The following is a 23148-nucleotide window of genomic DNA, read 5'->3' on the forward strand; positions in this document are numbered from 1 at the left end:
TAATGGTTCAATTCTTGTTCCACTACTATCTTTGTTAGCAAAAACTTTTATTGTTTTAATAGTCTTTTGTTTAATTCCCACAATGCTGTTTTGTTGCTATCCCATTTCAAAAACGTTACTGCTTCCTCAAAGCATAACCATTTATAATTGAAGTGTTCTTTAGATAATGATATGTTTTTTGTAGGGACTTTAACTCCAAAAGAAAATTCTTTTATTACATAAACTTCTTCTCCCCAAAGGAATCCTCCAACTACATCCTCTACTGGTAGTGAAGACACAGAATCTAATTGTATATATGGACATTCTCTTGTAATACCAGCCTCTTCAAACGCTTCCCGTTTTGCTGATTCAATAGGAATCTCACCGTCTTCTCCGCCACCAGCTATTCCTTGCCAATAACCATAATCACTTCGGTTAAAAATGGCATATTGAATAGAATCGGCAGTTTTTATATAAGGAAATATCAATACTTGATATGGCGCTCTCATTACTTAACCTCCTCTCGAAAATAAGTTTTAAATCAATATGAATAAAGAGCCGCCATCACAATTCTACATTATTAATGCAGGTTTATAATGTCGGCCCTCTATTTTTAAATAATTTTATTTTTCATAAACAGGCTTACTCTTAACAGAGGAAAAACTACTTATTCTCTGTCGAATTTGTTTAGCATGGTTTTTCCTAAATGTTAGCAGTACCCTATATTATTCAATTGCGCCAGCAACATCATAATCATTTAAATCTAATTCAATCGTTTGTCCGAGCGCTAGTTTAGCAAGTTCCGCTCCTAGATATGGACCAGCTGTTAAACCCGAAGCTCCTAATCCATTCGCAACGAGAATTCCTTCAAAGTTAGGTAGCGGTCCGATAACAGGTAAGAATCCTGGTGTGAATGGTCTGAATCCAACTCTCGTTTCAAGCATTGTAGCATTTTCTAAGCCAGGCGCAACTGTTAATGCTTTATGGAATACTTCATGTAAACCACCTGCTGTTACACGATGATCGAAACCAGTATCATTCTCATGTGTTGCACCAATTACGACATGCCCATTGTCAAACGTTAAAATATATTGATCGTTCGGTGGCATAACAACTGGCATATTTTCTGTTGCTGTATTTTCAATTTGCAGATGAACAATTTGTCCTTTTTGGAATGTAACTAAGAAATTAATTCCTAATGGGTTCAAGATTTCATTCGCCCATGCGCCTGCAGTTACAATAACCTTTTCTGCTAAAATTGTTTCATCGTTTACTGTAACTCCAGTAATATGATTTCCTTCACGGACTAATATGGCATCGCCTTTTATAAAAGTTGCACCATGTTTTTTCGCAGCACTTATTAATGCATTGCGTAATAATCTTCCATTTACTCGTGCAGCACCACTAATATGAACAGAACTATATTCGTCTGATAATGCTGGGAATAATTTTTTTGTTTCTTCAGCTGATAAGCGAGTTATTTCACCAATCTCTGGGGCATCTTCACGTCGTTTATAAGCTCGCTCTTCCATTTGATCTAACTTTTTCTCGTCAGTATGTAAACTAATTGCACCTACACGATTATATCCTGTGTCAGTTTCACCGTCTTCTTCTAATTGCTGAATTAACGAAGAATAGTAACGTGCACCGCCTTTAACGATTTTATACCATGCTTTATTACGACGCTGTGATAGCCATGGACATACAATACCTGCTCCTGCATCAGTTGCTTGCCCTAATTGTTGGCGATCCACGATAGTAACATTCGCACCTGCCTTAGCAAGATGATAAGCAGTAGACGCTCCTAAAATTCCAGATCCAACTACAATATACGATTTCATTTCAAACACCTTTTCTCTTTTGCTAATTATATAAATATAAGAACATTCCTTAGTATAATGGAAGGAATGCTTTTTTCAATGTACTCATCACAATTAATTGTTGCAGCATTGTGACTTTCTTAATCATTATTTTTTCTTCTTACGGAATAATTCAATTGTTTTATAACCTTGTGAAAGGATTTCTATCATTTTCTCTAGACGTTTTTCACGTGTTTTTTCTTGTTTTACAGAAAAAAGATTACGTGCCCAATCTTTCTGATATCCAGGCGTTAAACTTTGATAAAACTTAAGTTCATTCGGGTGATTTGTTAATAATGCTTCAACATCTTTAATTCGATCTGCATAATCGGCAACACATTGACTCATAGCAGATGTTTTCGTTGTTTTTTTCTTTTCACGTTTTAAACCTACAACAGTAAAGACTTCATCCATACTTACCATTCGTGCAAATTTAATATTGCTTTCTCCCACATAACCATCTTCTCCAACGTTTAATGCCGGAAACATCTCATCACGGTGAATAAACGTACTATAACGAGCATTACCTTTTTTCGGATATGCGAAGAATACGTAACCTTTTATTATTAGTAATTCTTCATTACTAATAATAAAATTCGTTTGTTTCACCATTTCATCAAGCGTTTCTACAAATATAAAGATAGCATCGTGTTCTTTTGAGAATGCAGTTTCTTTACCTGTAAAAATGTCATAATCGCTTGGTTCGTTAATAACGACCATATTTGTATACTTATTAAGTTTCAATTTATCAATAACTGACATAATAATCTTCCTTTACATTCAAAGTTCATTGTACATACTTTTTCGTACTGTTCTAGTGTATTATATGTATTAAGAAAATCAAACTTTAAATCGTATTATTCTGCTGCAAAAGAACATAATTCTTTACTAGATGGGTTGGTTTTATACCATATGTAATCCGAGATGAAGGGCTAGTTTTACAAGGGGATGATGGAAAAGAACCAATTTTTCATACATATGAAAAAGCTGAGGAAACATTAAAAACATTAACTATACCGCAGTTTCCGAAACGTATTAGAAGAAAACCATTTACATCAAAAATAATAAAAATAGCCGCTTCTGAATAAGAACCGGCTATTTGTTTATTCATAACTTAATAGAAAATAAAGTATATAAAAACTCTCTATATTGATCTTCTGTAATTTCACGCTTAGTTTTTTCCCCATGAATAATTTCGGTTAAACTTGTATTCGTTAATGAAATATGGCCAGAGTTCGTCAACTTTACTGCAATTGGTCCCTTATTAAAAATAGACTTCTCATCTTCTATCACTCTTCTTTGAACATCATTTACTACTATCTCATCAATAATATGTTTATAAAAAGCATGACAAACTTTCCATTCTCCAGCAGCATCTTTTCTTTCTAAAACATAATTTCCTCTACTCGTATCTTTTTGTCTCACCCGGTACGAACCATTTTTTGAAGAAACAGATTCACCAGTAAAAGGTACAGGAACAAGAGGTACTAAAGAAGCTATACCTACATCAATTAAATACTGTACATTATTATAAGTTAAAATAATTGTTATATGGCCATCCTCAAGTGCCCATGCATTTATATCGTTTTTATAAACCGTACCTAATGCCAGTTGTACATCATAACCACAGTCTCTTAAAAAATAGTAAAAAAGAGTGTTTAATTCGTAGCAAAGTCCACCACGGGAACTAGTTAAAATTTTCTCTCGCAAGCTTTCCGGAGAGATTTGATTCGTATTACACGCTATAACATCTAAATTCTCAAATGGTATAGTGTGTGCAAATGCAAAGAGAATTGTATTTAATTCTTCAAACTTCACTTCAGTACGCTTTGCAAGATTCAATCTTGTAAAAAGCTTATGTTGTAGACTTGTCATAGTCAGCACCCCTTAAAATGTATAAGTTAAAATAGTATATGCTGATTGTAAATTTGATGGGGTACTGAAACAATGTACATTTCGTTTAACTGTACCGGTACAAAAAATCTAACCGACAAGATCACTTAAGATAAGAAGCTACGAATAGAAATTTAATAGTTTGTCTATAGGTAGATTATTATGATCGCTTAAATCAACAAAATACTGAAGTTGCCACATTTGGCTCTTTTTAGCTTGATTGCTAACAGTGGTATCCCAAACAGGATAAATTCTCATTGCCATTTTCCCTGTTTGACTTGGTGTTCTCAATATTTTTTCTTTAAGAAGAATTTCTTTAGGAAAAATAAATTGCCCTAGTTTATTATCAGCAATACAAGTGATTACTAATAAATCAGGAGCAGCTTCATAAGAGAAAGCTCTATTTCGCATATTTTCATCTTTCTCCCAAAAAGAAACAAATTGCCCAATTTTATTAGGAGTAACTTTTGATTTTCTAAAACGAATGGTTTTGTTATTTAAGTGGAATAAACATCCTGCATATTCTGCGTTTTGCTTTTCTTCTTTTAGATTCGTAATCATTAAATTGTTAGGTTTGTAAACTATATTGTTTAAATTTCGGATCGTATCATTAAAATTGTTCAAAAAAACTCCCCCTTTATCCACCTCTTAGTTTACCACAAACATCAGTTCTTCTATATCGTATATAATCATGAACTAAGTGAAATGAGGGAATTTAGCAGGATATAATTATTACTTTAATGTACTTAGTTTTTCAATTGCTTGTTGTTCAGTTGCTAAGTAAAAAATGTCATTCCCTTTATTACATTCATAAATAAAATCCTTTAAGCTTTTACTAGTATACATAGAGAAATTCCCAACAATAGCAATCTTTACCTTGTAGTTTATAAACTTTTGAAGGATATCGCCCGCAAGCCGTGTTTTTAGATCAAAGAAATCTTCACTTATTAAAGATTTATGGATAATAATATGTTTCGCATCTACCTCATATTGAACGGTTGCCATAGTATCTAATGCAGACTGAACATCCGATATTAATACCTTATCGTTTCTAATGAGCGCAATATTGATTCCATCGATTACTACTTTCTTTATTTCCATAGTCCCACCCCTTTATAATTTACACAGTATGAGTAAAATTGTTTTACAAAACTTCGTATTAATCATAGATTAAATTAGCCACAGCTATTAAAATCGCCTCTATTTTTTATTGTAAGTATATATTTTTTATTACTAATACGGTCAATGAAATTAATGATAGTTTCTCTTTTTTTATATTTTTGAATATATATATGGAATTGCCTTTACTTGTTATAAAAATATTGTGGAGTAACATAACTTAACAAACTATCCAAAGTGTTAATCTCGGCATACGGTTGTATTTTGGTAGTATTCTTGATCTTCTGAGGGTTAAACCACACACCTTTTATATTTACATTTTGAGGACCAGCAATATCCTTTTCTAAGTCATCACCAACAAATAAAGTATTTTCCGGCTGTAAATTTAGCTTATTTAATGCTAGTTCGAATATACGTTTATCAGGTTTACTAAATCCCACTTCTTCAGAAATAATGATTGTTTCAAAATACCTATTTAAATTCGTGTTAAATATTTTAGCTTTTTGCCTCTGAGTTGAGCCATTTGTTATAATTCCAACTTTAAAGTGCTTCTTTATTTGATTTAAGAAATGAATAGTATTTTGGTCTATTGAAAAACATCTAGGGAAATTATTATTCCAAAAATCTTGGATGTAATTGCGTGGCAATCTATACTTCGGCGTGAATTCATCAAACAATGATTCTAAAACTGTCGTTTTATTACTTATGCCATATTCTCTTTTATCGTATTCTTTGAATTTCTGTAACATGTTGCTTTTAGCCGCACCATCTACATTTTCATAACACTTTTCTAAAACAATTAAAAATAATGCCTCTACTGCTTTATCCCTATCAAGTAATGTATCATCTAAATCAAACAGCATCGCTTTATAACCCATCAAATCATTTCACAACCTTTCTAGCATTATATAAATCTTTCCAAGTTTGTACCTTTAAACTTTTGGTTTAGCAAGAACATTGTTATGTAGTGATTAACGATTAAATAAAAACTAGATGAAAGAAATCCATAGTTCTTGGCACACACTCTAGTATTACAGTAGCTTCTTCTATATTGAAATTCCTTTTCCTCTTTTGGTAAAGAAGCAAAAGTATATTTTCGAGAATTTTAAGAAACTACATACAATTCACGTTATTATACATTAGTTTTTCGTAAATATTAATCGTACATCAATTCATACGATAAGTTTTTTTAAGCAATTATTTCTCCATAAAAAAGGAATATAGCTAATAATACTTTTTGGTAGTAAACGTCCTATGAAGTTTACTACTGTATCTCCACATAAACTCCAGATTGTACGGCTATAATGACTACCAGAGGTGATATTATGAAAAATTATCATATCCTCGTGGTTGAGGACGATCAAGAAATTCAGGAATTAATTAAACAATTTTTAATGACACAGCATTATACAGTGGTAGTCGCTTCAGATGGACTAGAGGGTATGACACAATTTAATAAGCAATCCTTTGATTTAATTCTTCTAGATGTCATGATGCCCAATCTTAATGGATTTGAAGTTTCTAAAATGATCCGAAGTCAGTCAAACGTACCAATTATTATGCTAACTGCGTTGGAAGAAGAGGAAGATCAAATGAAAGGATTCGATCTTGGGATCGATGATTATATAACAAAACCCTTTTCATTTCATGTTTTGATTAGACGAGTCGAAGCTGTACTTAGAAGAAGTTATGATAAAAATGTAAATAATTATTTGATATTTAAAGAAGTTCGTATCGATGTGGATGCATATAGAGTGTATGTAAATGAAGTTGAAATTATATTAACGACAAAAGAGTTTGAAATTCTACAACTACTATTTCAAAATGAGAGAAAAGTACTTACAAGAGAAAATATCGTAGAGAAAGTTTGGGGGTACGATTATTTTGGAGAAACACGAATAATTGATACACATATTAAAAACCTACGCAAAAAATTAGCTATCCCTTATATTAAAACAATAAAGGGTATTGGTTATAAAATTGATGAATAGTATTGTGAAACTCATGAAAATGAAGCAAATCACTTATAAACTCTTTATGACTACATCTCTCATTTTGTTATCCTTTGCAGTATTGATTTATTTAACTTTATACTTCTTTCTTCCTACATTTTATGAGCAATATAAAACAGATCAACTTCAAACAGGGATAAACGAAATCATTGATAAGTCTAAAAATCTTACGTTTCAAGATGCGATACCACTTTTTGATGAATACGCAAAAAAAAATAATGCGATGCTTTACCTTCAAAATAAAGAAGGAGTAATTATTTACTCTCCTTCATTTTCTTTTATTCAAAGTGGTACGCAAAAAACAGTAGTTACTAAAGCAACACGATTCGAGAATGCAAGTACCCTTAGCAATTCATATAACGTTACGAAACCAATTCAATTCCAAGATGGTAGTTTAACGCTTATAGTCTTTGCTACATTTCAACCGATTGATGAAGCTTCACAGGTTTTAGTACGCTTTCTCCCCTATATTAGTATCATTGTACTCGTAATTGGTATAGGGAGTGCTTATTTTTATTCCAGGTTTATTACAAAGCCACTTATTTATATTAATGAAGGTGCACAAAAGATGGCAAATTTAGATTTCTCCGAAAAAATTGAGGTTCGCTCTACAGATGAGTTAGGAGAATTGTCTAATAGTTTGAATGACATGTCTATTAACTTACAACAAGCTATGTTTGATTTAAAAAAAGCAAATGAACAATTAAAAAATGATATTGAAAAAGAAAGAGAAATAGAAACAAAACGCAGAGAGTTTTTTGCGATTGTAGCACATGAATTAAAGTCCCCTCTTACTGTAATGAAAGGCTACTTAGAAGGGATGATTTATAATATTGGCCCTTATCAAAATCGCGATCAATATTTAAAGAAAAATCATCAAATTATTGAAAGTATGGAACAATTAGTTCGTGAAATTTTAAGCGTATCGAAATTAGAACAACACACCTTCAAACTAAAAGTAGAGAAAGTTAATCCTTCAAAGTTAATAGGTACAATCACAAAAGATCTCGAATTTTTTGCTTCTCAAAAGAGCATCGAAATAATAAAAGAAATTGATTCTGATCTTTCTATTTATACAGATTGTGCTCTTTTAGAAAAAGCATGTAAAAATATTATTCACAATGCGGTTATGTATTCACCACATAATGAAAAAGTCTATATAAAGTTAAGTGAGGATTCGAAACAAGGTCAAATCGAAATGCAAATTATAAATACAGGTGTCAATATTAAAGATGAAGATTTACAACAAATTTTCAAACCATTTTATCGAATTGAAAAATCAAGAAATCGAAATACTGGAGGAAGTGGTTTGGGGTTATATATTGTTAAACAAATTCTTGAAACGCTAGATATAAAGTATTCAATAAAAAATATGGAACATAGTGTGCAATTTCGCATGAGTATTCCATTATCTAAACACAAAAACAAACAAACTCTCCTTTAAATAGGACGAGTTTGTTTGTTTTTGTAGTAAATATAAACTTATTAACAGGTTTTTCACTTAATGGACAAATGCTGCTTCTTAAATGGCGATTATCATAAGTAGTGACAAACTGTATTCAATTTACATATTTATCTTCTACTATAACAGCAAAAAAACGAAATTCCGCATAGCGCAAATTAGATTCTCTTATTTGAGATGCATTTCATCTATGAAACTAAAAAGGAGGATGAAAAATGCATATTTGCCTCCATTTTTCAGATTAATTTGGAATTCTTTTATGATAAGCTATATGTAAAGATTAAACATAAAACAAAAAGGATGATTCGTATGCAAATAAGACCAAAGGTAAGTGAATATAACTCCTATTATGCAACGTATACCAACTTAGTATCAGACGGAAATATCATACATATTCTAGAACAACAAATGAAGGAAACGAATCTTTTATTAAAGGGAATTTCTAATAGTGAGGGGCTTTTCCGGTATGCTCCTACTAAATGGAGTATAAAAGAAGTAATCGGTCATATAGCAGATACAGAACGGATTATGGCGTATCGATTGCTATCGATCGCTCGAGGCGAGACAGCAGAACTTCCAGGCTATAATGATGATATGTATGTTCTTAGAGCTGCTTTTGATAAGCAATCTATGCAAGATCTTCTTGAGAATTTAATAGTTGTTCGCCAATCTACCCTGTATTTACTTAGAAGCTTAGATAAAGAAGCTTGGTCACAAAGAGGAAATGCGAATAATTCTGAAGTTACAGTTCGTGCATTAGCATACATCATTGCTGGTCATGAGCTTCATCATCTTCAAATTATAAAAGAACGTTACCTTGGTTCTGATTTATATCCAGCAACTTAACATTTGAAGAAAATGAGTCCTATTTATGTAGGGCTCTTTTTCAGTATTTATAACGGATTAGTGCTTAGAACCATGGTGATTAAATGCATTTATTTATAAAGTCCACCACATAATATATATGCTATCCCCTTTTATTCTGTACATGAATTTCTTTAGGTTGATATACTACAAACTCAATATATCTGGAAAGGTGATGATATTATGTATGAACAGCAAAATAATAGAGATAGAGATCAAAAAATGATGTTTTCTATGCAGGGAGTTCCCTCAAATAAAATTAACATGAATCAATTACCTAAATGGATTAGAATTTTTGGCTATTGTGCGTTTGGTTGGATAATAGTATTTAGTTTAATTATGATTGTAGGTTTAATTCTGCAATAACTATGTGTGATTATCCCATGATATAGGTAACCAATTATAATAAAAAGAACTTGTAGAATATCCTACAAGTTCTTTTTCAAATATTATTAAAACGGGAACAACAAACTATTTTAACATTCAGTACAGGGAGACCATTTTGGTTATGGCTTGATATTATTATAAATCAAATATAAACTTTTGAAAGGGATAGTTTTTGAAAGTTATGTGAATTTAATAACTACGATATTTATATTAAATTTCATTTACGACCAACTTCTTCTTACTTAAATACACCGCACGATCTGATTTTTTTGCAACCTCCTGTGAGTGAGTCACAACAATAATGCATTTATTCTCTTTATGTGCAAGTTCTTGAAACAGTTCTATTATATCCATTGCGGTTTCTTCGTCGAGGTTTCCTGTCGGCTCATCTGCAATTAGTAAATCAACATTACAAGATAGTGCTCGAGCGATTGCTACACGCTGTTGTTGTCCGCCACTTAGTTGCAGGACGTTTCGTTTCGCTTCAGCTTCTGAGAGTCCTACCCTCTCTAATAATTCTAATGCTCTTGCTGTTTTATTTTGCACTTTAACACCTGTAATTTCCATTGCTGTTAAGACATTTTGAAGAGCGGTCATATAGGTAATTAAGTTATAAGATTGGAAAATTACAGATACATTTTGATTACGGTATCGATCCAAACCAATTTTTCTAATATCTTTGCCATTATACAGTACATAACCATTTTTAGGGACATCCAGTCCACAACCTAAGCTCAGAGTTGTAGTTTTACCAGATCCAGATGGTCCTAAAATCGTGTAGAAATGTCCTTTTTGAAAAGAAAAGTTAACATTATCTAGTATCGCTACATTTTTTCCGTTACTTTCATAATAATAATCCAAATTTTTAAACTGTAAAATCGTCTCCATATCGAGCCTCCTCATTCATCTTTTAAAAGAATTTGTTTTGGGTTTAAACGTAGAATAGATAATGCTGGAAGAAGCGTTGCTATTATAGCAATAGCTAGTCCAATTCCACCCATTTTCCCTACATCTTCTCCTGTTACACTTACATCAATTTTATCAATTGGATCTTCTTTTTGATTTTGTAGAGTACCACCAGGTCCAGCCATCATTACAGTACCATGTTGCGAGGTATCTGTTTCTTCGCTTGCAGTAGCAATTTCATTCGAAAGTAAATTATCCCCGATATATTGAGAAACTTTAGCTCCTGTTGTTATGGATAATCCAAACGCTAAAATAGCGACACACACTACTTCTACTACGAATTGCGCCATCAGTTTCCACTTTTTCTCTCCAATAGACAATAGAATTCCCATTTCTTTACGACGCCCTTTAATTGATAGCATAATGATTAATCCTAAAATGATCGCACCTGCAATCGATACAATATAAATGATCATTTGAGAAGTCGAAGAGATATTTTCAATAGGACCAATCATTTGCTTGTACAATGAATCATGCGCATCTAATTTATAATAATTAAAATCAATATTAGATTTTTTTGCTTCTTTTTTAAATGCATCAATATATTGTGGATCATTCAAGAAATACACGACTTGAACACTACTTATACCTTGGTCTACTTCTAATTTTTTCATAGTTGAATGCGGCATATATAGTTTATTAGCCGGATCCATAATAGGAGGAGCCTGTTGACCCATTGCTTGCTCATTTGTTTCGTAAATACCGATAATTTCAACCTCAAGGGTTTCCTTCTTATCCCCTGATTGCACTTTAACTTTGTCTCCTACTTTCAAATTGTTTAATTCCGCTAATCGTTTTTCCATTAAAGCTACATTCTGATTCTTCATTTGCTCTGTAATTGGTTTTCCATCAATGATTTTACTTTTTCCGTTTTTAAAGCTTTCTTGTAATGCAGTCTTGCGGACTCCCTCAATCATAAAAGAAGCATTCATATCTATTTCTGTACCAGAGCTTGAACCGCCTCGTACAGCCGCTATTCCCGCTTTACCTTTACCTTCTTCTCCTTCTGAAGCTCCTACTAGTTTAAGTCCATCAGAAATACCGAAAGTGTTAGCTATGTAATTATAGTCTTTTACATACTTGGACTTCGCTAATTGTTCTGTTTCTTTTGTATCGAGCTGCGGCGGACTTGGCATTTCTCCAGTTTCCTTAGCTTTTTGACCTAATTTGTCGAAATCAAGACCTAAAGTAACATCTGCACCAAGTTTTTTTCTCGCAGCATCCGCTGCTTTTTTTGACGCATTTTGGATTGTAAAACCTGAAAGAACCAAATTTGTAACAATCAGAAAAACTGCCATCAAAATTAATGATGTTCCTATCCTTTTTTTCATACTGAGAATTGCTCGTTTCATAAAATTCATTTTTTCTTACCTCCTTGATATCTTGTATTCTATATAGGTTATCTAGAGTTTATATGGAGCTAATCGGTAGTTTAACTAGAGATATAAGGAGTTTATGTGTAGTTATTTACCTGTTTCAGAAAAGCTAGAACACAAATTCAAAAACGCAGCCGTTTTTGAATATTGGTAAGGAGTTATTCCGTTTAATAAATTTATATAAAAGGTTAAGATTAATTTAATGTATGTAGCACAAAAAATATTTACTGTGTAATTTCTATACAATAAATATAGAGAAACCTATTTGGATATCTATAATAGGATTTTAATACTGTATCTCATACAAATCACGTCACTTTAAAAGGTGCATCTTTTAATACGAAAATAAGCAAGTTAATATTCTCTTATATGAATAAGAATATTAACTTGCTTTTTAGATTTTAGTATAATTTATTTATAGTTTTATTTTATTGCAAGCTTTATAATATGATATACAAATTTATCACCTACTATTAGGAAAAGAGAATATTTTATAATTAATTTACAACATAAATTTTGTCCATGTTTTAAACAATATGTATTTTGGAGGAGGTTAATTTGATTTTTTCAAAACTCATTGATCGGTACGCCTTATATGATTTACACAAAAAAAGAAGTGTAGCGTTTCAGTATACTTCCCTTTCTAACACTTCATTAAATATAAAGGACATAGAATCTTTTTATAAAGTAAAACCATCCTATATTCATTTTGACATTAAGCATTCAAAACAGGAAAAGGAATACATGGTTGGGCAATTCAAATATAAAAGCTCGGTTCAATCCGGTGATTCACGCAACGACTCTGTAACTGGGGAATTATTCTTACATAAAAATGAAAATGCACCTCATGTTATCTTTGTTCACGGTTGGAGAATGGATTCTAACGAACGTGTGAAAAAAATATTCCACGATCATATGACCAGCCTGAAGTGGAATATGTATTATTTCACTCTACCCTATCATTTTGAAAGAAAACCCGATCAATCCTTTTTCAGTGGAGAGTATATGGTAAGTGCAAATATTGAACGAACAGTACAAGCAACTAGACAAGCGGTAGCTGATTTACGAGCTTTGATTAAATGGATTAAAGCAAATAAAAATGGTCCCCTGATTCTAATAGGAATTAGTTTAGGTGGATTTATTACTAACTTAACCTCTCTTGTTGAAGAAGAAATTGATGTGTTAGCATCCATTTTCTATGCAAATCGACTCTCTTATTCAATTTGGAATACAACTCCAGGTAAATTTATTAGAGAAGACTTGGAACATCATGGTGTAACGTATGATGATTTAATAGATTATTGGAAAATCACTGAACCGAGTCAAGCATTACCAAAAGTAAAAAAAGAAAATATTTTATTGATTTCAGGTAAGCACGATCTATATGTGCATTCTGAGGATACAGACTACTTGTGGGAATCTTGGGAAAGGCCTACACGATATATTTATACATGTGGGCATGCCGGGATAGTTCTTAAACGTAAAAAAATTGCAACTGATACAATCAATTTTATTCAAAATCGATTGAACTCCCTGCACTTATCCAATGAAAGGTCTTAAATTGTGAGATTACTAAGTAGGGGTAGTACCAACATTCGTACACTAAGATTCTTTCAACATAAAGATTGTTGATAACTTGTACGTGTCAGTAATGCTGGTGTTACTTTAAATACAAAGAGCATGTTTTAAAAAATGATAATAACATGCTCTAAACTTATCTATTTATTTTTATTTCTTACAGATATCTATAGATAATATTGAAACATCCCATGTATTAAAAAGTGTTCCCTGCAGTACATTTATGTATCGATCTGCTGACTCCTGAACAGCAAGGTCCACATGCTTTGACACGACTCGATGAAAAGCATTATAAATACGGTTGAATGGTAGCCCTTTTACTATATCCGTCAGCAATTTTACTTTACTAGCAGTGGATGTAGATAACTGTACATGAAACTCACTCACTGACAGTTGGCAATCACTTGAAAAATATCACCTGTTAGCAAAATGCCTTAATATAATTTCCAACTTTCCAGTGTAAAACAGTTCTTCCTTTAAAATGACCTCCAAGACGATTTAATGTAATGCCATTTGGTTATTCAAAAGACTCACATACTTGTATACTCAAAATCCCTTTGATTTGTTTTTTGATGGTAAAACATGTTTCTCTACTCTTCCATATAGAGTAAGCAACTTGTTGATAAAAGAAAATTTCGGTATAAACCAATACGAAAATAACGCTGAAACACATCCTATTAAAGCCCCTATTACTACATCAAAAGGATAATGAACTCCTACCCAAATACGAGAGATTGCCACACAAAATGCAAGTATAAGACATAACCATCCAGTCTTCTTACGAACAAGCCAAAATGAAAAACAAATCGAAAAAAAGAGAATCGTATGGTCGCTAGGAAATGAATTATCTATAGCATGATTGACAAGTTTATTAACATCAGGTAATACTGCAAACGGTTGATAATTCAAATGAAATTTCCCTGCTATTTTCCCGATTACCTCGGCAATTACAAAAGCAACCAGCGCTTGAATAACCATCATTCTACTTTTTCTGGACCCAGTAAACCAATAAGCTAAAATAATTAAAGCAAAAATATATAACATATATTCTGCCAAAAATACCATGGCTGAGTTTAGGAATGAATATTGTTTACCTAAATCATTAATTGCTCGAAAAACATCAATATTGAATTGAGAAAAAGACATTTCAAATCCCTCCTTTTTAGTAAGGTGTTTTACTGATTTCCATATACTTTCATTACATAAATAGTTTTGGTTATTGTATCTATCTAAAAATATCAACCTCTTATGACATCACTTTCTTCTTTTTCACTTTAATAAAAAAAGAAAAAGGAAAACATCGAACTTTCTTACAAACATTCATGCATTCTTACAGTTTTGTCATTTTCTTGTCATTTTGTAAATAGGTTCATCGTCTTGCCTTTTGATATTTTCAAGAACTCTTATATCTACAATTATGGAACCCTAATTTCACATGAAAAAGAGAAGAACCTTGGTGAGTTCTTCTCTTTTTGTTTATTAAATTGTAATATAATTACAGTATGTGAAATTATATTATTTTAACTTTAAAACAAATGAACTTAATGCAGGAACTTTAATTTTATTGTCATGGACAACATAAAGTGGTTTACTTCCCGCCTGCTTCCCGTCTACTAGTACTTTCCAAGGCCCTTTCGATGGAAGTGTTATTTCAACCGCTTCTCTATTTGCATTGTGAGCCACCGTAAAGTATTCATTTTTATTCCCCTCTATTGTATAAGCTACCGTATTTTTCGGGGCACCTATAAATGAAACTTGTGTTTTTATTTGCTCTGCAGATGTCATTCGAAAAGCTGAGTACTTTTTGCGTAATTCTATTAAGCCCTTCATATAATCTACTTCATTATTAAACGTTGCACGGCGCAGCCAATCCATCTGGTTAATTGAATCGGGAGATTTGTAACTATTATGATCACCGTATTTCGTCCGCATAAACTCTTGCCCTGCATGTAAAAATGGAATTCCTTGTGATGTTAATAAAATCGAAGAAGACAATTTGTGCATTTGTGTTCGCACTTCATCGCTGTCACCTGGATTAGTTAACTCAAGTTTATCCCATAATGTATGATTGTCATGTGCTTCCACATAAGTTAGCACCTGCTCTGGATCTTGATAGGTAGACGAATTTGTATCGTAGTCAATACCTGCCGTAATACCTTTTTTAATACGATCTTCCATGTTTTCCTTTCCATTTATAAAACCATTTTCCTTCTCTTCAAATACACTACCTTTCAATCCATCACGTATATTATCATTAAAATGAGCAATCCCTTTCATTTTCTCTGCATTTTTTTGATTTGCTTTCAGCTCAGCTGCAAGAGGTGTATTTAAATCCCATCCTTCTCCGTGTAGTATAATAGAAGGGTCAATTTGATTAACAGCTTTACGTATTTCATTCATCGTTTCATAATCATGAATACCCATTAAATCAAAACGGAATCCATCTAAATTGTATTCTTTTGCCCAATATGTGACGGAATCTATCATAAATTTCCTCATCATTTTTCTTTCTGAAGCAGTATCATTTCCTACTCCAGTTCCATTTGCAAATGTTCCATCTTCATTGTAACGATAATAATAACCTGGAACTAACTTATGGAAATTAGATTCAGCAGCGTTATACATATGGTTATATACTACATCCATCACTACTCGAAGATTATTATCATGTAGTGTTTGAACCATTTGCTTCAATTCAGTTATTCGCACAGTCGGCTCATAAGGATTTGTAGAATAGGAGCCTTCTGGAACGTTGAAATTTTTAGGATCATATCCCCAGTTATATTGCGGTTCATTTAAAGTCTCTTCATTTACAGAAGCATAATCAAATATCGGTAAAAACTGAACGTGAGTAACACCGAGATCCTTTATATGATCAAGTCCTGTTTTTACACCCTCTGGCCCTTTTGTTCCTTTTTCTGTTACACCTAAATACTTCCCTTTCTGTTTAATACCACTTTCAGGTTGGATGGAAAGATCGCGTATATGTAACTCATAAATAATAGCATCTTCCGGATTTTTAAATTTTGGCTTTTTGTTTGCTTTCCATTTTTTCGGATTTGTTTCTTCTAAATTAACGACTGCACCTTTATCCCCATTTACAGAAGCAGCACGCACATATGGATCAACTGCTTCAGTCCACTTATCACCAATTTTGACCTTATACGTATAAAAGAGCCCTTTTTGGTTCCCTTTTAGTTCTGCTGTCCAAGTTCCCTTTTCACCTTGTTGCATGTTTATTTCAGTACCTATTTTATCGTTCCATTTTTTATATGTAACTAACTTCGCTTCACTTGCAGTAGGAGCCCATACACGGAACTTTGTATGTTGCGCGGTATATGTATTCCCTAAATCGTTACCACTATAATAAAATAAATTATCAAATTCCTCGCTACGAATGACTTTACCAATTTCAGTATTCGTATCAGCTAAGTTTTGTATTTTAACTTTGTATGTTTGTTTTAAATCAATTTTCTGTTCCGTAATTATTTTAACCTTATTAGTAATATCTCCACTGTTTATATCATAAGGACTAATATTCTTAATTTTAATGCCTTCAATTTCAATTTTCTTTTCCCTAATATTAAATGGGACATTAGTCGTTACAGTAATTTCATGGAAACTATCAATAGTTGCTTTTTGAATTGAGAGATCTGAAGAAGGCTTAGAGTTATATACTTTTTCATCACCCGAAAGAATCCATACTTCAGCACGACCGTCCTTTATATTTTCAATCCAACGATCTCCACCATCTTTTTCCCATTCATTTGTTCGAACTATAAATCCTACACGATTATAGTCACCGTCTATTTTTATCTTAGCGTATTTTCCAAATTCATCTTCACCAGTAAATTCATAAGATGTACCATTTGCATTTTCACCCCATAACCAAAGATTCCAGTCTTTTGTATTTCCAAGCTTTTCTTTGTAATGAATGATAATTTCAGTTGTTTTCGAATTTGAAATTGCCTTCACACTCTGAAAGGAGAAAACAGATGATAACATAACGATTATGGTAAGTAATAAGAATGATTTGTTAATTAACCTTTTTGTAATTTGCACCACATACACCCTTTCTTCAAATATTACTAGCGATTTATTATGCTTACACTGAATAACACTGCTTAAATTAATCTAGAAATCTCTTTTAATTCACCTCCATATTGGCTATTTTCACGTATGGATTTCAATGACCTTTTAATACGAAAACGTTTGCATTAATGCTTAAAAAAATAGATTTGTGTATGCCCTCATATATTTGTAAATGCTAAAAGGTCAGGGAAATCATTTTAAAGCAATCGTTTGTTATCGCTTTCATTTTATAGACTTTCTATCAAGAGGTCAATATATTATTAATTTTCTGTTTTTACACACTTTAAACCTTATTTATTTGTCGCAACTTCTTACAGATAACGCACCTAATTATTGCTTAGTCAGTTTATTTCCAACAATACATTGCTAAGTAAAAAAACAGCTAATATCCTTAAAATGATATTAACTGTTTTTTCATGATGTATTAATGTATGAATGATAACTATATTTCTAAATTACTTAATTTTTGCTGCATCAAATGCCTTTTGAACTGCTTGAACTTCAGCTGTATTTGCACCATATTTATTAGTTGCCACTCGAATACACGCTGATCTCAATTCTTTGAAATTAGAAGTCATGTTTAACTCATCAGTATTTGTATAATAGAAAATATCAAACATTTTATCTTCACCAATTCCTTTAACTGTCACTCCGTTATGAGTTCCGCCTTTTGCAATGAGATACGCAACTTTATTAATAATACTTGAATTAAAATGAACACCGCCTTGATCCCATCCATTAAAATCGTTAAATTCACTGTAATCATCTGGATAAGGTACTCCAAGTGAAGATGGAACAGAAGCTGGGTTTTCCATATCACGGAAAACAGATCCCGTTTGTTCTCCCATTGTCCAGTTAAAGTTTCCATTATTTACGTATTTCTCAATAGATGTTCCCATAATATCAGATAGTGCCTCATTAATCGCACCGGATTCCCCGTAATATTCAAGATTAGATTCGCTAGAAGTAACAGCATGTGTAAATTCATGTCCAGCTACGTCATATGCTTTAACAATAGGATCACCATATACAAGCATACTTCCATTATTAGCACTTAATGCATTCTGCCAATTCTTCGGATCATTCGTCTCTTCAGAATCCCAAGCGTGTACAACTGAAACTACCTTTTGTCCCTTATTATCAAAGCTATTACGCTTGTATTTATCTTTATAAAAATCAAATACTTTTGTTGCTAAGTAATGAGCACTTACTGCTTTTGGATCGTTAAATGTTGCCGAAGTACTAGTCGCTAATGTACCAGGATAATAGCTTTCTTCTTTAGTAATATCTCTGTAATTCACATCATATGTTTCAATTCCTTGCCCTCTTGTATAATCAGCAAGAGCATATTTGCCATTACTTTGTTTAGAGATACCAAATGAACGATTAATACCTAAATCATCTTTTCCTGTTCCGGTTAATGATGTAAGACTACTTTGTTTACTTTTCTTTAAAGCGCCAACTAGTTTGTCACTGGCTTTTAAGTTAGATTCTTGTACCATATTTTTTAACATATCACCATTTTGTGCATTTACTAAATAAGTACCAGAAACATAGTTTGGTGTTGCAGCTTCAAATTTAACTTGGTATGCATTTTTAGCTTGTCCATTATTTTCATCAACAAAAATAACCTCTTTAACTTCTGGCTCAGTAATAAACTTGATATCGTTCCCGTACTTCGTATAAATAAATTGTTTTGCTTCATCTTTTGATAGATTAATAGGTTTTTTCAATTCTTCTTGTTTTAAATTTTGCGCGCTATCACCTGAAACACTTTTAATAACACCATTATTATCTACGTGTGCAGTTAATTGATGGCCATATACTTCTTTTCCTTCGTATGTTTGCTGCATACGTACAAGTGTAGTTCCATCATACGAACCACGTTTTTGAAGGACTTTATAATCTACTCCTGCTTCTCCATTGACTTGTTTTTGGGAGAGAGCTTGCTCTGTTTTCTCCTTAAGTGCATCCTTTACTACATTTTCTGGTGTCTTTTGTGACGGTTGTGTCAGTTCACCCGAACGGAACGATTCTTCCTGAATTTGAACTTGTAGTTGATCTGTTTCCTCCGCATGACCTACACCATATGGTGCCATAGCTGTTAAAGCTAATCCTGTTGTTAATGCTACCTTAGTTAATGTCTTTTTGTTTTTCATTATTTCACCTCGTATAATTTTTGAAATAGAAAGCTTGTACAAAGTATACTGTCTATTTCTGTCGGAAAAAAGAGAAAATACACAATTTATGTAACATTATGCAAAATTACATAAATTGTGGTCAATATTATAAATAATGAACGGAACACATATGTACATTAATTTGAATAAAAGAGAGTCCTTATAGGCGCTCATCCAATTGGTTAGTTATTAATTATCTATATTCATTGTAATAAAAGTATACTTACCTCTAAATAACAACATAAAAACCCACTCTTTACTATTGTAAGAGTGGGTTTAATGTTATTAAAATAACAATTACTATAAGAAACCTTATAATTTATATTTTTTTAGTAATCCTACTAAGTTTTTTGTAAAATTCACCTTTCGTTTTTATATGCTTAAACTGATTTGGATTAATATTTGCTTTTTGTGAGAGTGCTACAATCTCTTCTTTTGAAATTGAGTCTTTCGTATTTATAGATGCTATATTTGTGTATTTTCCGTCTTCTGTTTTTGGAATTTCTAAAATCCCTTTATTCACAAGATCAACTACAGCCTTATGCTCTGAAGAATGTAAATCTACACCAGTAATTTTCCAATTACGCATAACTTTTGGTGTGTATACACCGTTCTTTACCTCTTTTAAATATGTAATAGCAAGGTTACGAATGGTTCCACCTGTTTCTCCAAATGCATTCTCTTGTTTAGATGACCAAATTTGTTCAAACTTACGCCCCTCTAAAGCTCCTCCTTTTGCCTGAAGAGCCTCCATTCTATATGCATTCATTCCCAGCGTCATAACATCGCTCATTTTGATTGGTTTGTTTGTACGAATAGAGCGTAAATTTGTAATTCTACTTCCGTATGGTTTTGTTAAGTCAATTTCGTATTTTACGCCTCCAAAGAAATCGTTCGTACTGTATTTAGATGCACGGCGGGTTTTATCAAAGCTAACGGTTACATCTCCGGCACGAGATGAGTTAAAATATCCTGCTGCCCATTCCATATAGTCTTTTAAATCTTTTCCAGAAATCTTATATACTGTAATTTCTCCCAAGGCATATTGGTAATTATACGCAATATCTTTTTTCTTAATAGGACCTGTATCCAAACGGGCATAATCATTATCAATTTGATGGGCTACTACATCTGCTTTACTGTAGTAGAGCATGACTTCATGAAAGAAATCTGATAAAGGTGTTTCTTGAACCTGAACACTTGGGATACCCTTTATTTCATTTTCAGGAACAAGATTTCTACCCTTTAATTGAGCGACTACAACATTTGCATCTCCTCTCGCATATTCGTGAAAAGGTGTTAGTGTTTCTTCAAGTGTAGGATCAGATAATATCGTTGTTCCATCAGTATTTTTTACAGGTATAGCGGTAGCAGTTTTATCTTTTAAAACCAACTTCCCATCTTGCTTTGTAAAAGTAAGGTCAATACGTGAAATATGTGTTCCATATTTATCTGGTTCTGTAATAATTACGCCATTTACAACTTCTTTTTTTACAAGTTTATGCATATGAGCCGCAAAAATAGCACTTAGTTCCGGACAAGCATTTGCAATATCTTGAACACCAGTACCAGGGATACCATTCTCATTTTCTAGTCCCATATGCATAACTCCTACCATTACATCTACTTTACCTTCTAATTCCTTAATTGCCTTTTTCGTCTCTTCTACCGGATTTTTCACCACTAAACCATTTAAGTGATCTGTCCCTTTTTCAAAGTCACTAATCATTGGGGTATTCATACCAATAATCCCGACTTTAATTCCACCTTTTTCTACAATTGTATATGCAGGAAGAAAACGCTCTCCATTTTCCTTATAAATATTACCTGCTAACGTTTTTCCCTTATATTGCTCACTAACTTTTTTCAATGTATCTAATCCAAAGTTGAATTCATGATTTCCAAATGCCCAGGCGTCATATCCCATTGTATTCATCGCTACCATCATTGGCGATTGTGGCTTATCGTTGAATAATTCTACTGAGTTTCCTTGAATTGTATCCCCGGCATCTACTAATATGGTATTTAGATTTTCTTGACGAACCTTCTTTATAACCGTATAAAGCTGCGTCAAACTTCCACTCATATTTGCTCCATCCAGCGCATAATCCCAAGGCATAAATCTACCATGAATATCTGCAGTACCTAACAATGTGATATTAACTTCAGATTCCTCAGCCTTAGAGATAGATGGTTTGACTATTACTGCCGTTCCAAGCAGTAATAGAATTACAAAGTAACATACATAGTTCTTCCATTTCATTTTTTGCATAATAATAATATTTCTCCCCTTTTTGTACTTTCATAAAGTTGCTTGAACTTTAAAAATGTAACTTATTATTCAGGAAACTTCAACTACAAAAGATAATTTTGAAGGTGGTTCTGTTGCAAAAATAAAGAGAATAAATTGCATACATCCCTAACAGAATTGTATTTTATCGTTTTCTGACAGAATCCCCCTTCCTTAAGGCTGTGAAGTGTACTTTCAAAATAAGGACATATCATTTATCATCATTTCAATTTATTAAAACGGGCATATACAATATGTTATGATGATTAATTTTTTGAGTTTCGTTGCTGATTTATCTCCTTCTAAATAAATACACTTTCAAAAAAATAACCCCGCTCTTCATTTAAGACGGGGTTACACTTATACAGAAAATCGGATAGTTTCATATTTTCTTAAGCTTATTGGTCACTTTCAACTAATTTCATTCTATTTTTGTTTTCTTCTGAATCAATATGAATCAACCGTTTCCCCTGTTTATAATACGTATCAATAAATAGGGAATAATTTTTACTTTTCAATTTCACAAAGCAATTTTATCTCTTTTATTTGTGAAATATGACGCTGTTCATGCAAATAGATCAGTTCTATCCACTGATTAAGGGGCAATTCTCCAAGAGCTGGATGCATCACTGATTTTTTCGCTAATACAGACTCATCTTCTATTGTACTCAGGAAATGCATCAATTCTTTTCTTGATTTGCTTAGCATATTGAGCATTTGCTGCACTTCAAATGATTCTATACTTGGTTCAATCATTTCTGGAGCTATAAACTTTTTCGTTCTATCTAATAAAATATTATGAATTTCTTTACGCTCATTTTGGGTACTATCTAACTTTTTTAACCCTGAGGAAATAACTGTTATCACTCTCTCATCTAATAAAACTAAATGATGACAAACTTGTGCAATACTCCATTTATCCTTATCTGGTTTCCTATTAAATTGAGCATCACTCAACAAAGAAATTTCCTCAACTAATTGATTTCTCGTTTCATAAAACTTTTCATTTACAAATGTATCCATGCGGATTCTCCTTTCATTGCAACCTTCATACTTAAATTTCTACGCTAAAAATATTATCTTCGAAAACA

General features: G+C 32.3%; 20 protein-coding genes and 1 pseudogene. 6 read left to right on the forward strand and 15 right to left on the reverse strand.

Features of this window, described 5'->3' with window-relative positions; all coding sequences use genetic code 11:
* Positions 1-47 precede the first annotated feature (47 nt).
* From IBT51_RS11870 to IBT51_RS11880, 3 genes are all read right to left on the reverse strand, one after another.
* On the reverse strand, positions 48-488 hold the full coding sequence (locus IBT51_RS11870) for an NUDIX hydrolase (protein ID WP_200458284.1): 441 nt from the start codon (positions 486-488) through the stop codon (positions 48-50).
* Positions 489-704: 216 nt separating this feature from the next.
* Complete coding sequence (locus tag IBT51_RS11875) at positions 705-1820, reverse strand: NAD(P)/FAD-dependent oxidoreductase (protein WP_000844384.1); 1116 nt, start codon at positions 1818-1820, stop codon at positions 705-707.
* Positions 1821-1946: 126 nt separating this feature from the next.
* Positions 1947-2600 carry a YdeI/OmpD-associated family protein gene (locus IBT51_RS11880; protein WP_200458283.1) on the reverse strand — a complete coding sequence of 218 codons (654 nt, stop codon included), beginning with the start codon at positions 2598-2600 and terminating at the stop codon, positions 1947-1949.
* Positions 2601-2743: 143 nt separating this feature from the next.
* On the opposite strand from IBT51_RS11880, the gene IBT51_RS11885 reads away from it, so the two are divergent.
* On the forward strand, positions 2744-2926 hold the full coding sequence (locus tag IBT51_RS11885) for a hypothetical protein (RefSeq protein WP_200458375.1): 183 nt from the start codon (positions 2744-2746) through the stop codon (positions 2924-2926).
* 19 nt (positions 2927-2945) lie between these two features.
* Here the strand turns inward: IBT51_RS11885 and IBT51_RS11890 are convergent, their stop codons facing one another.
* From IBT51_RS11890 to IBT51_RS11905, 4 genes are all read right to left on the reverse strand, one after another.
* Positions 2946-3713: an arylamine N-acetyltransferase family protein gene (locus IBT51_RS11890; protein ID WP_200458282.1), complete on the reverse strand. Its 768-nt coding sequence runs from the start codon at positions 3711-3713 to the stop codon at positions 2946-2948.
* Between the two features lie 138 nt (positions 3714-3851).
* Positions 3852-4355 (reverse strand): MepB family protein, encoded by a 504-nt coding sequence (locus IBT51_RS11895; protein WP_142245249.1) that lies wholly within the window; start codon positions 4353-4355, stop codon positions 3852-3854.
* Between the two features lie 108 nt (positions 4356-4463).
* The gene (locus tag IBT51_RS11900; RefSeq protein WP_078401660.1) at positions 4464-4832 is read right to left on the reverse strand and encodes a DUF4180 domain-containing protein; all 369 of its coding nucleotides are present in this window, start codon (positions 4830-4832) and stop codon (positions 4464-4466) included.
* A gap of 203 nt (positions 4833-5035) precedes the next feature.
* Positions 5036-5728 carry an HAD family hydrolase gene (locus IBT51_RS11905; protein ID WP_000540709.1) on the reverse strand — a complete coding sequence of 231 codons (693 nt, stop codon included), beginning with the start codon at positions 5726-5728 and terminating at the stop codon, positions 5036-5038.
* Positions 5729-6175: 447 nt separating this feature from the next.
* Between IBT51_RS11905 and IBT51_RS11910 the strand changes: the two genes are divergently transcribed.
* The 4 genes from IBT51_RS11910 to IBT51_RS11925 all read left to right on the forward strand — a co-directional run bounded on the left by IBT51_RS11910 (position 6176) and on the right by IBT51_RS11925 (position 9554).
* Positions 6176-6841 (forward strand): response regulator transcription factor, encoded by a 666-nt coding sequence (locus IBT51_RS11910; RefSeq protein ID WP_200458281.1) that lies wholly within the window; start codon positions 6176-6178, stop codon positions 6839-6841.
* A gap of 13 nt (positions 6842-6854) precedes the next feature.
* Positions 6855-8306, forward strand: a complete 1452-nt coding sequence (locus IBT51_RS11915; RefSeq protein ID WP_078401664.1) for a sensor histidine kinase — start codon at positions 6855-6857, stop codon at positions 8304-8306.
* 327 nt (positions 8307-8633) lie between these two features.
* Entirely contained in the window at positions 8634-9170 is a 537-nt protein-coding gene (locus IBT51_RS11920; RefSeq protein WP_016512709.1) for a DinB family protein, read from the forward strand.
* 201 nt (positions 9171-9371) lie between these two features.
* Entirely contained in the window at positions 9372-9554 is a 183-nt protein-coding gene (locus IBT51_RS11925) for a hypothetical protein (RefSeq protein WP_000273229.1), read from the forward strand.
* Between the two features lie 231 nt (positions 9555-9785).
* On the opposite strand, the gene IBT51_RS11930 is transcribed toward IBT51_RS11925, so the two are convergent.
* Positions 9786-10463, reverse strand: coding sequence for an ABC transporter ATP-binding protein (locus tag IBT51_RS11930; RefSeq protein ID WP_000447852.1), 678 nt, complete (start codon positions 10461-10463; stop codon positions 9786-9788).
* 11 nt (positions 10464-10474) lie between these two features.
* Positions 10475-11902 (reverse strand): ABC transporter permease, encoded by a 1428-nt coding sequence (locus IBT51_RS11935; RefSeq protein WP_069355671.1) that lies wholly within the window; start codon positions 11900-11902, stop codon positions 10475-10477.
* Between the two features lie 573 nt (positions 11903-12475).
* Between IBT51_RS11935 and IBT51_RS11940 the strand changes: the two genes are divergently transcribed.
* Positions 12476-13477: an alpha/beta hydrolase gene (locus IBT51_RS11940; RefSeq protein WP_200458280.1), complete on the forward strand. Its 1002-nt coding sequence runs from the start codon at positions 12476-12478 to the stop codon at positions 13475-13477.
* 168 nt (positions 13478-13645) lie between these two features.
* On the opposite strand, the pseudogene IBT51_RS27025 reads toward IBT51_RS11940, so the two are convergent.
* The 6 genes and pseudogenes from IBT51_RS27025 to IBT51_RS11965 form a co-directional block, all read right to left on the reverse strand.
* Positions 13646-14003, reverse strand: a pseudogene (locus IBT51_RS27025) (MBL fold metallo-hydrolase); the annotation flags it as partial.
* A gap of 38 nt (positions 14004-14041) precedes the next feature.
* The gene (locus IBT51_RS11945; protein WP_200458279.1) at positions 14042-14641 is read right to left on the reverse strand and encodes an undecaprenyl-diphosphatase; all 600 of its coding nucleotides are present in this window, start codon (positions 14639-14641) and stop codon (positions 14042-14044) included.
* A 369-nt stretch (positions 14642-15010) separates the two neighbouring features.
* On the reverse strand, positions 15011-17557 hold the full coding sequence (gene pulA, locus IBT51_RS11950; RefSeq protein WP_200458278.1) for a type I pullulanase: 2547 nt from the start codon (positions 17555-17557) through the stop codon (positions 15011-15013).
* A 485-nt stretch (positions 17558-18042) separates the two neighbouring features.
* Positions 18043-19746, reverse strand: a complete 1704-nt coding sequence (locus IBT51_RS11955) for a M4 family metallopeptidase (RefSeq protein WP_200458277.1) — start codon at positions 19744-19746, stop codon at positions 18043-18045.
* A gap of 340 nt (positions 19747-20086) precedes the next feature.
* On the reverse strand, positions 20087-22039 hold the full coding sequence (locus IBT51_RS11960; RefSeq protein WP_200458276.1) for a bifunctional metallophosphatase/5'-nucleotidase: 1953 nt from the start codon (positions 22037-22039) through the stop codon (positions 20087-20089).
* Positions 22040-22564: 525 nt separating this feature from the next.
* Entirely contained in the window at positions 22565-23080 is a 516-nt protein-coding gene (locus tag IBT51_RS11965; RefSeq protein WP_200458275.1) for a DinB family protein, read from the reverse strand.
* Between the last annotated feature and the right edge of the window lie 68 nt (positions 23081-23148).

Origin of the sequence: Bacillus sp. S71, from assembly GCF_016625265.1 — a bacterium.
In the GTDB taxonomy this organism is placed as follows: Bacteria; Bacillota; Bacilli; order Bacillales; family Bacillaceae_G; genus Bacillus_A; species Bacillus_A cereus.

Bases quoted from the DNA above. Each gene is read 5' to 3' on its own strand.
- IBT51_RS11915 (WP_078401664.1), top strand. From the start codon at position 6,855: ATGAAAATGAAGCAAATCACTTATAAACTCTTTATGACTACATCTCTC.
- IBT51_RS11870 (WP_200458284.1), bottom strand. From the start codon at position 488: ATGAGAGCGCCATATCAAGTATTGATATTTCCTTATATAAAAACTGCC.
- IBT51_RS11890 (WP_200458282.1), bottom strand. From the start codon at position 3,713: ATGACAAGTCTACAACATAAGCTTTTTACAAGATTGAATCTTGCAAAG.
- IBT51_RS11905 (WP_000540709.1), bottom strand. From the start codon at position 5,728: ATGGGTTATAAAGCGATGCTGTTTGATTTAGATGATACATTACTTGAT.
- IBT51_RS11945 (WP_200458279.1), bottom strand. From the start codon at position 14,641: ATGTCTTTTTCTCAATTCAATATTGATGTTTTTCGAGCAATTAATGAT.
- IBT51_RS11880 (WP_200458283.1), bottom strand. From the start codon at position 2,600: ATGTCAGTTATTGATAAATTGAAACTTAATAAGTATACAAATATGGTC.
- IBT51_RS11955 (WP_200458277.1), bottom strand. From the start codon at position 19,746: ATGAAAAACAAAAAGACATTAACTAAGGTAGCATTAACAACAGGATTA.
- IBT51_RS11875 (WP_000844384.1), bottom strand. From the start codon at position 1,820: ATGAAATCGTATATTGTAGTTGGATCTGGAATTTTAGGAGCGTCTACT.
- IBT51_RS11925 (WP_000273229.1), top strand. From the start codon at position 9,372: ATGTATGAACAGCAAAATAATAGAGATAGAGATCAAAAAATGATGTTT.
- IBT51_RS11935 (WP_069355671.1), bottom strand. From the start codon at position 11,902: ATGAATTTTATGAAACGAGCAATTCTCAGTATGAAAAAAAGGATAGGA.
- IBT51_RS11965 (WP_200458275.1), bottom strand. From the start codon at position 23,080: ATGGATACATTTGTAAATGAAAAGTTTTATGAAACGAGAAATCAATTA.
- IBT51_RS11910 (WP_200458281.1), top strand. From the start codon at position 6,176: ATGAAAAATTATCATATCCTCGTGGTTGAGGACGATCAAGAAATTCAG.
- IBT51_RS11960 (WP_200458276.1), bottom strand. From the start codon at position 22,039: ATGCAAAAAATGAAATGGAAGAACTATGTATGTTACTTTGTAATTCTA.
- IBT51_RS11930 (WP_000447852.1), bottom strand. From the start codon at position 10,463: ATGGAGACGATTTTACAGTTTAAAAATTTGGATTATTATTATGAAAGT.
- IBT51_RS11900 (WP_078401660.1), bottom strand. From the start codon at position 4,832: ATGGAAATAAAGAAAGTAGTAATCGATGGAATCAATATTGCGCTCATT.
- IBT51_RS11920 (WP_016512709.1), top strand. From the start codon at position 8,634: ATGCAAATAAGACCAAAGGTAAGTGAATATAACTCCTATTATGCAACG.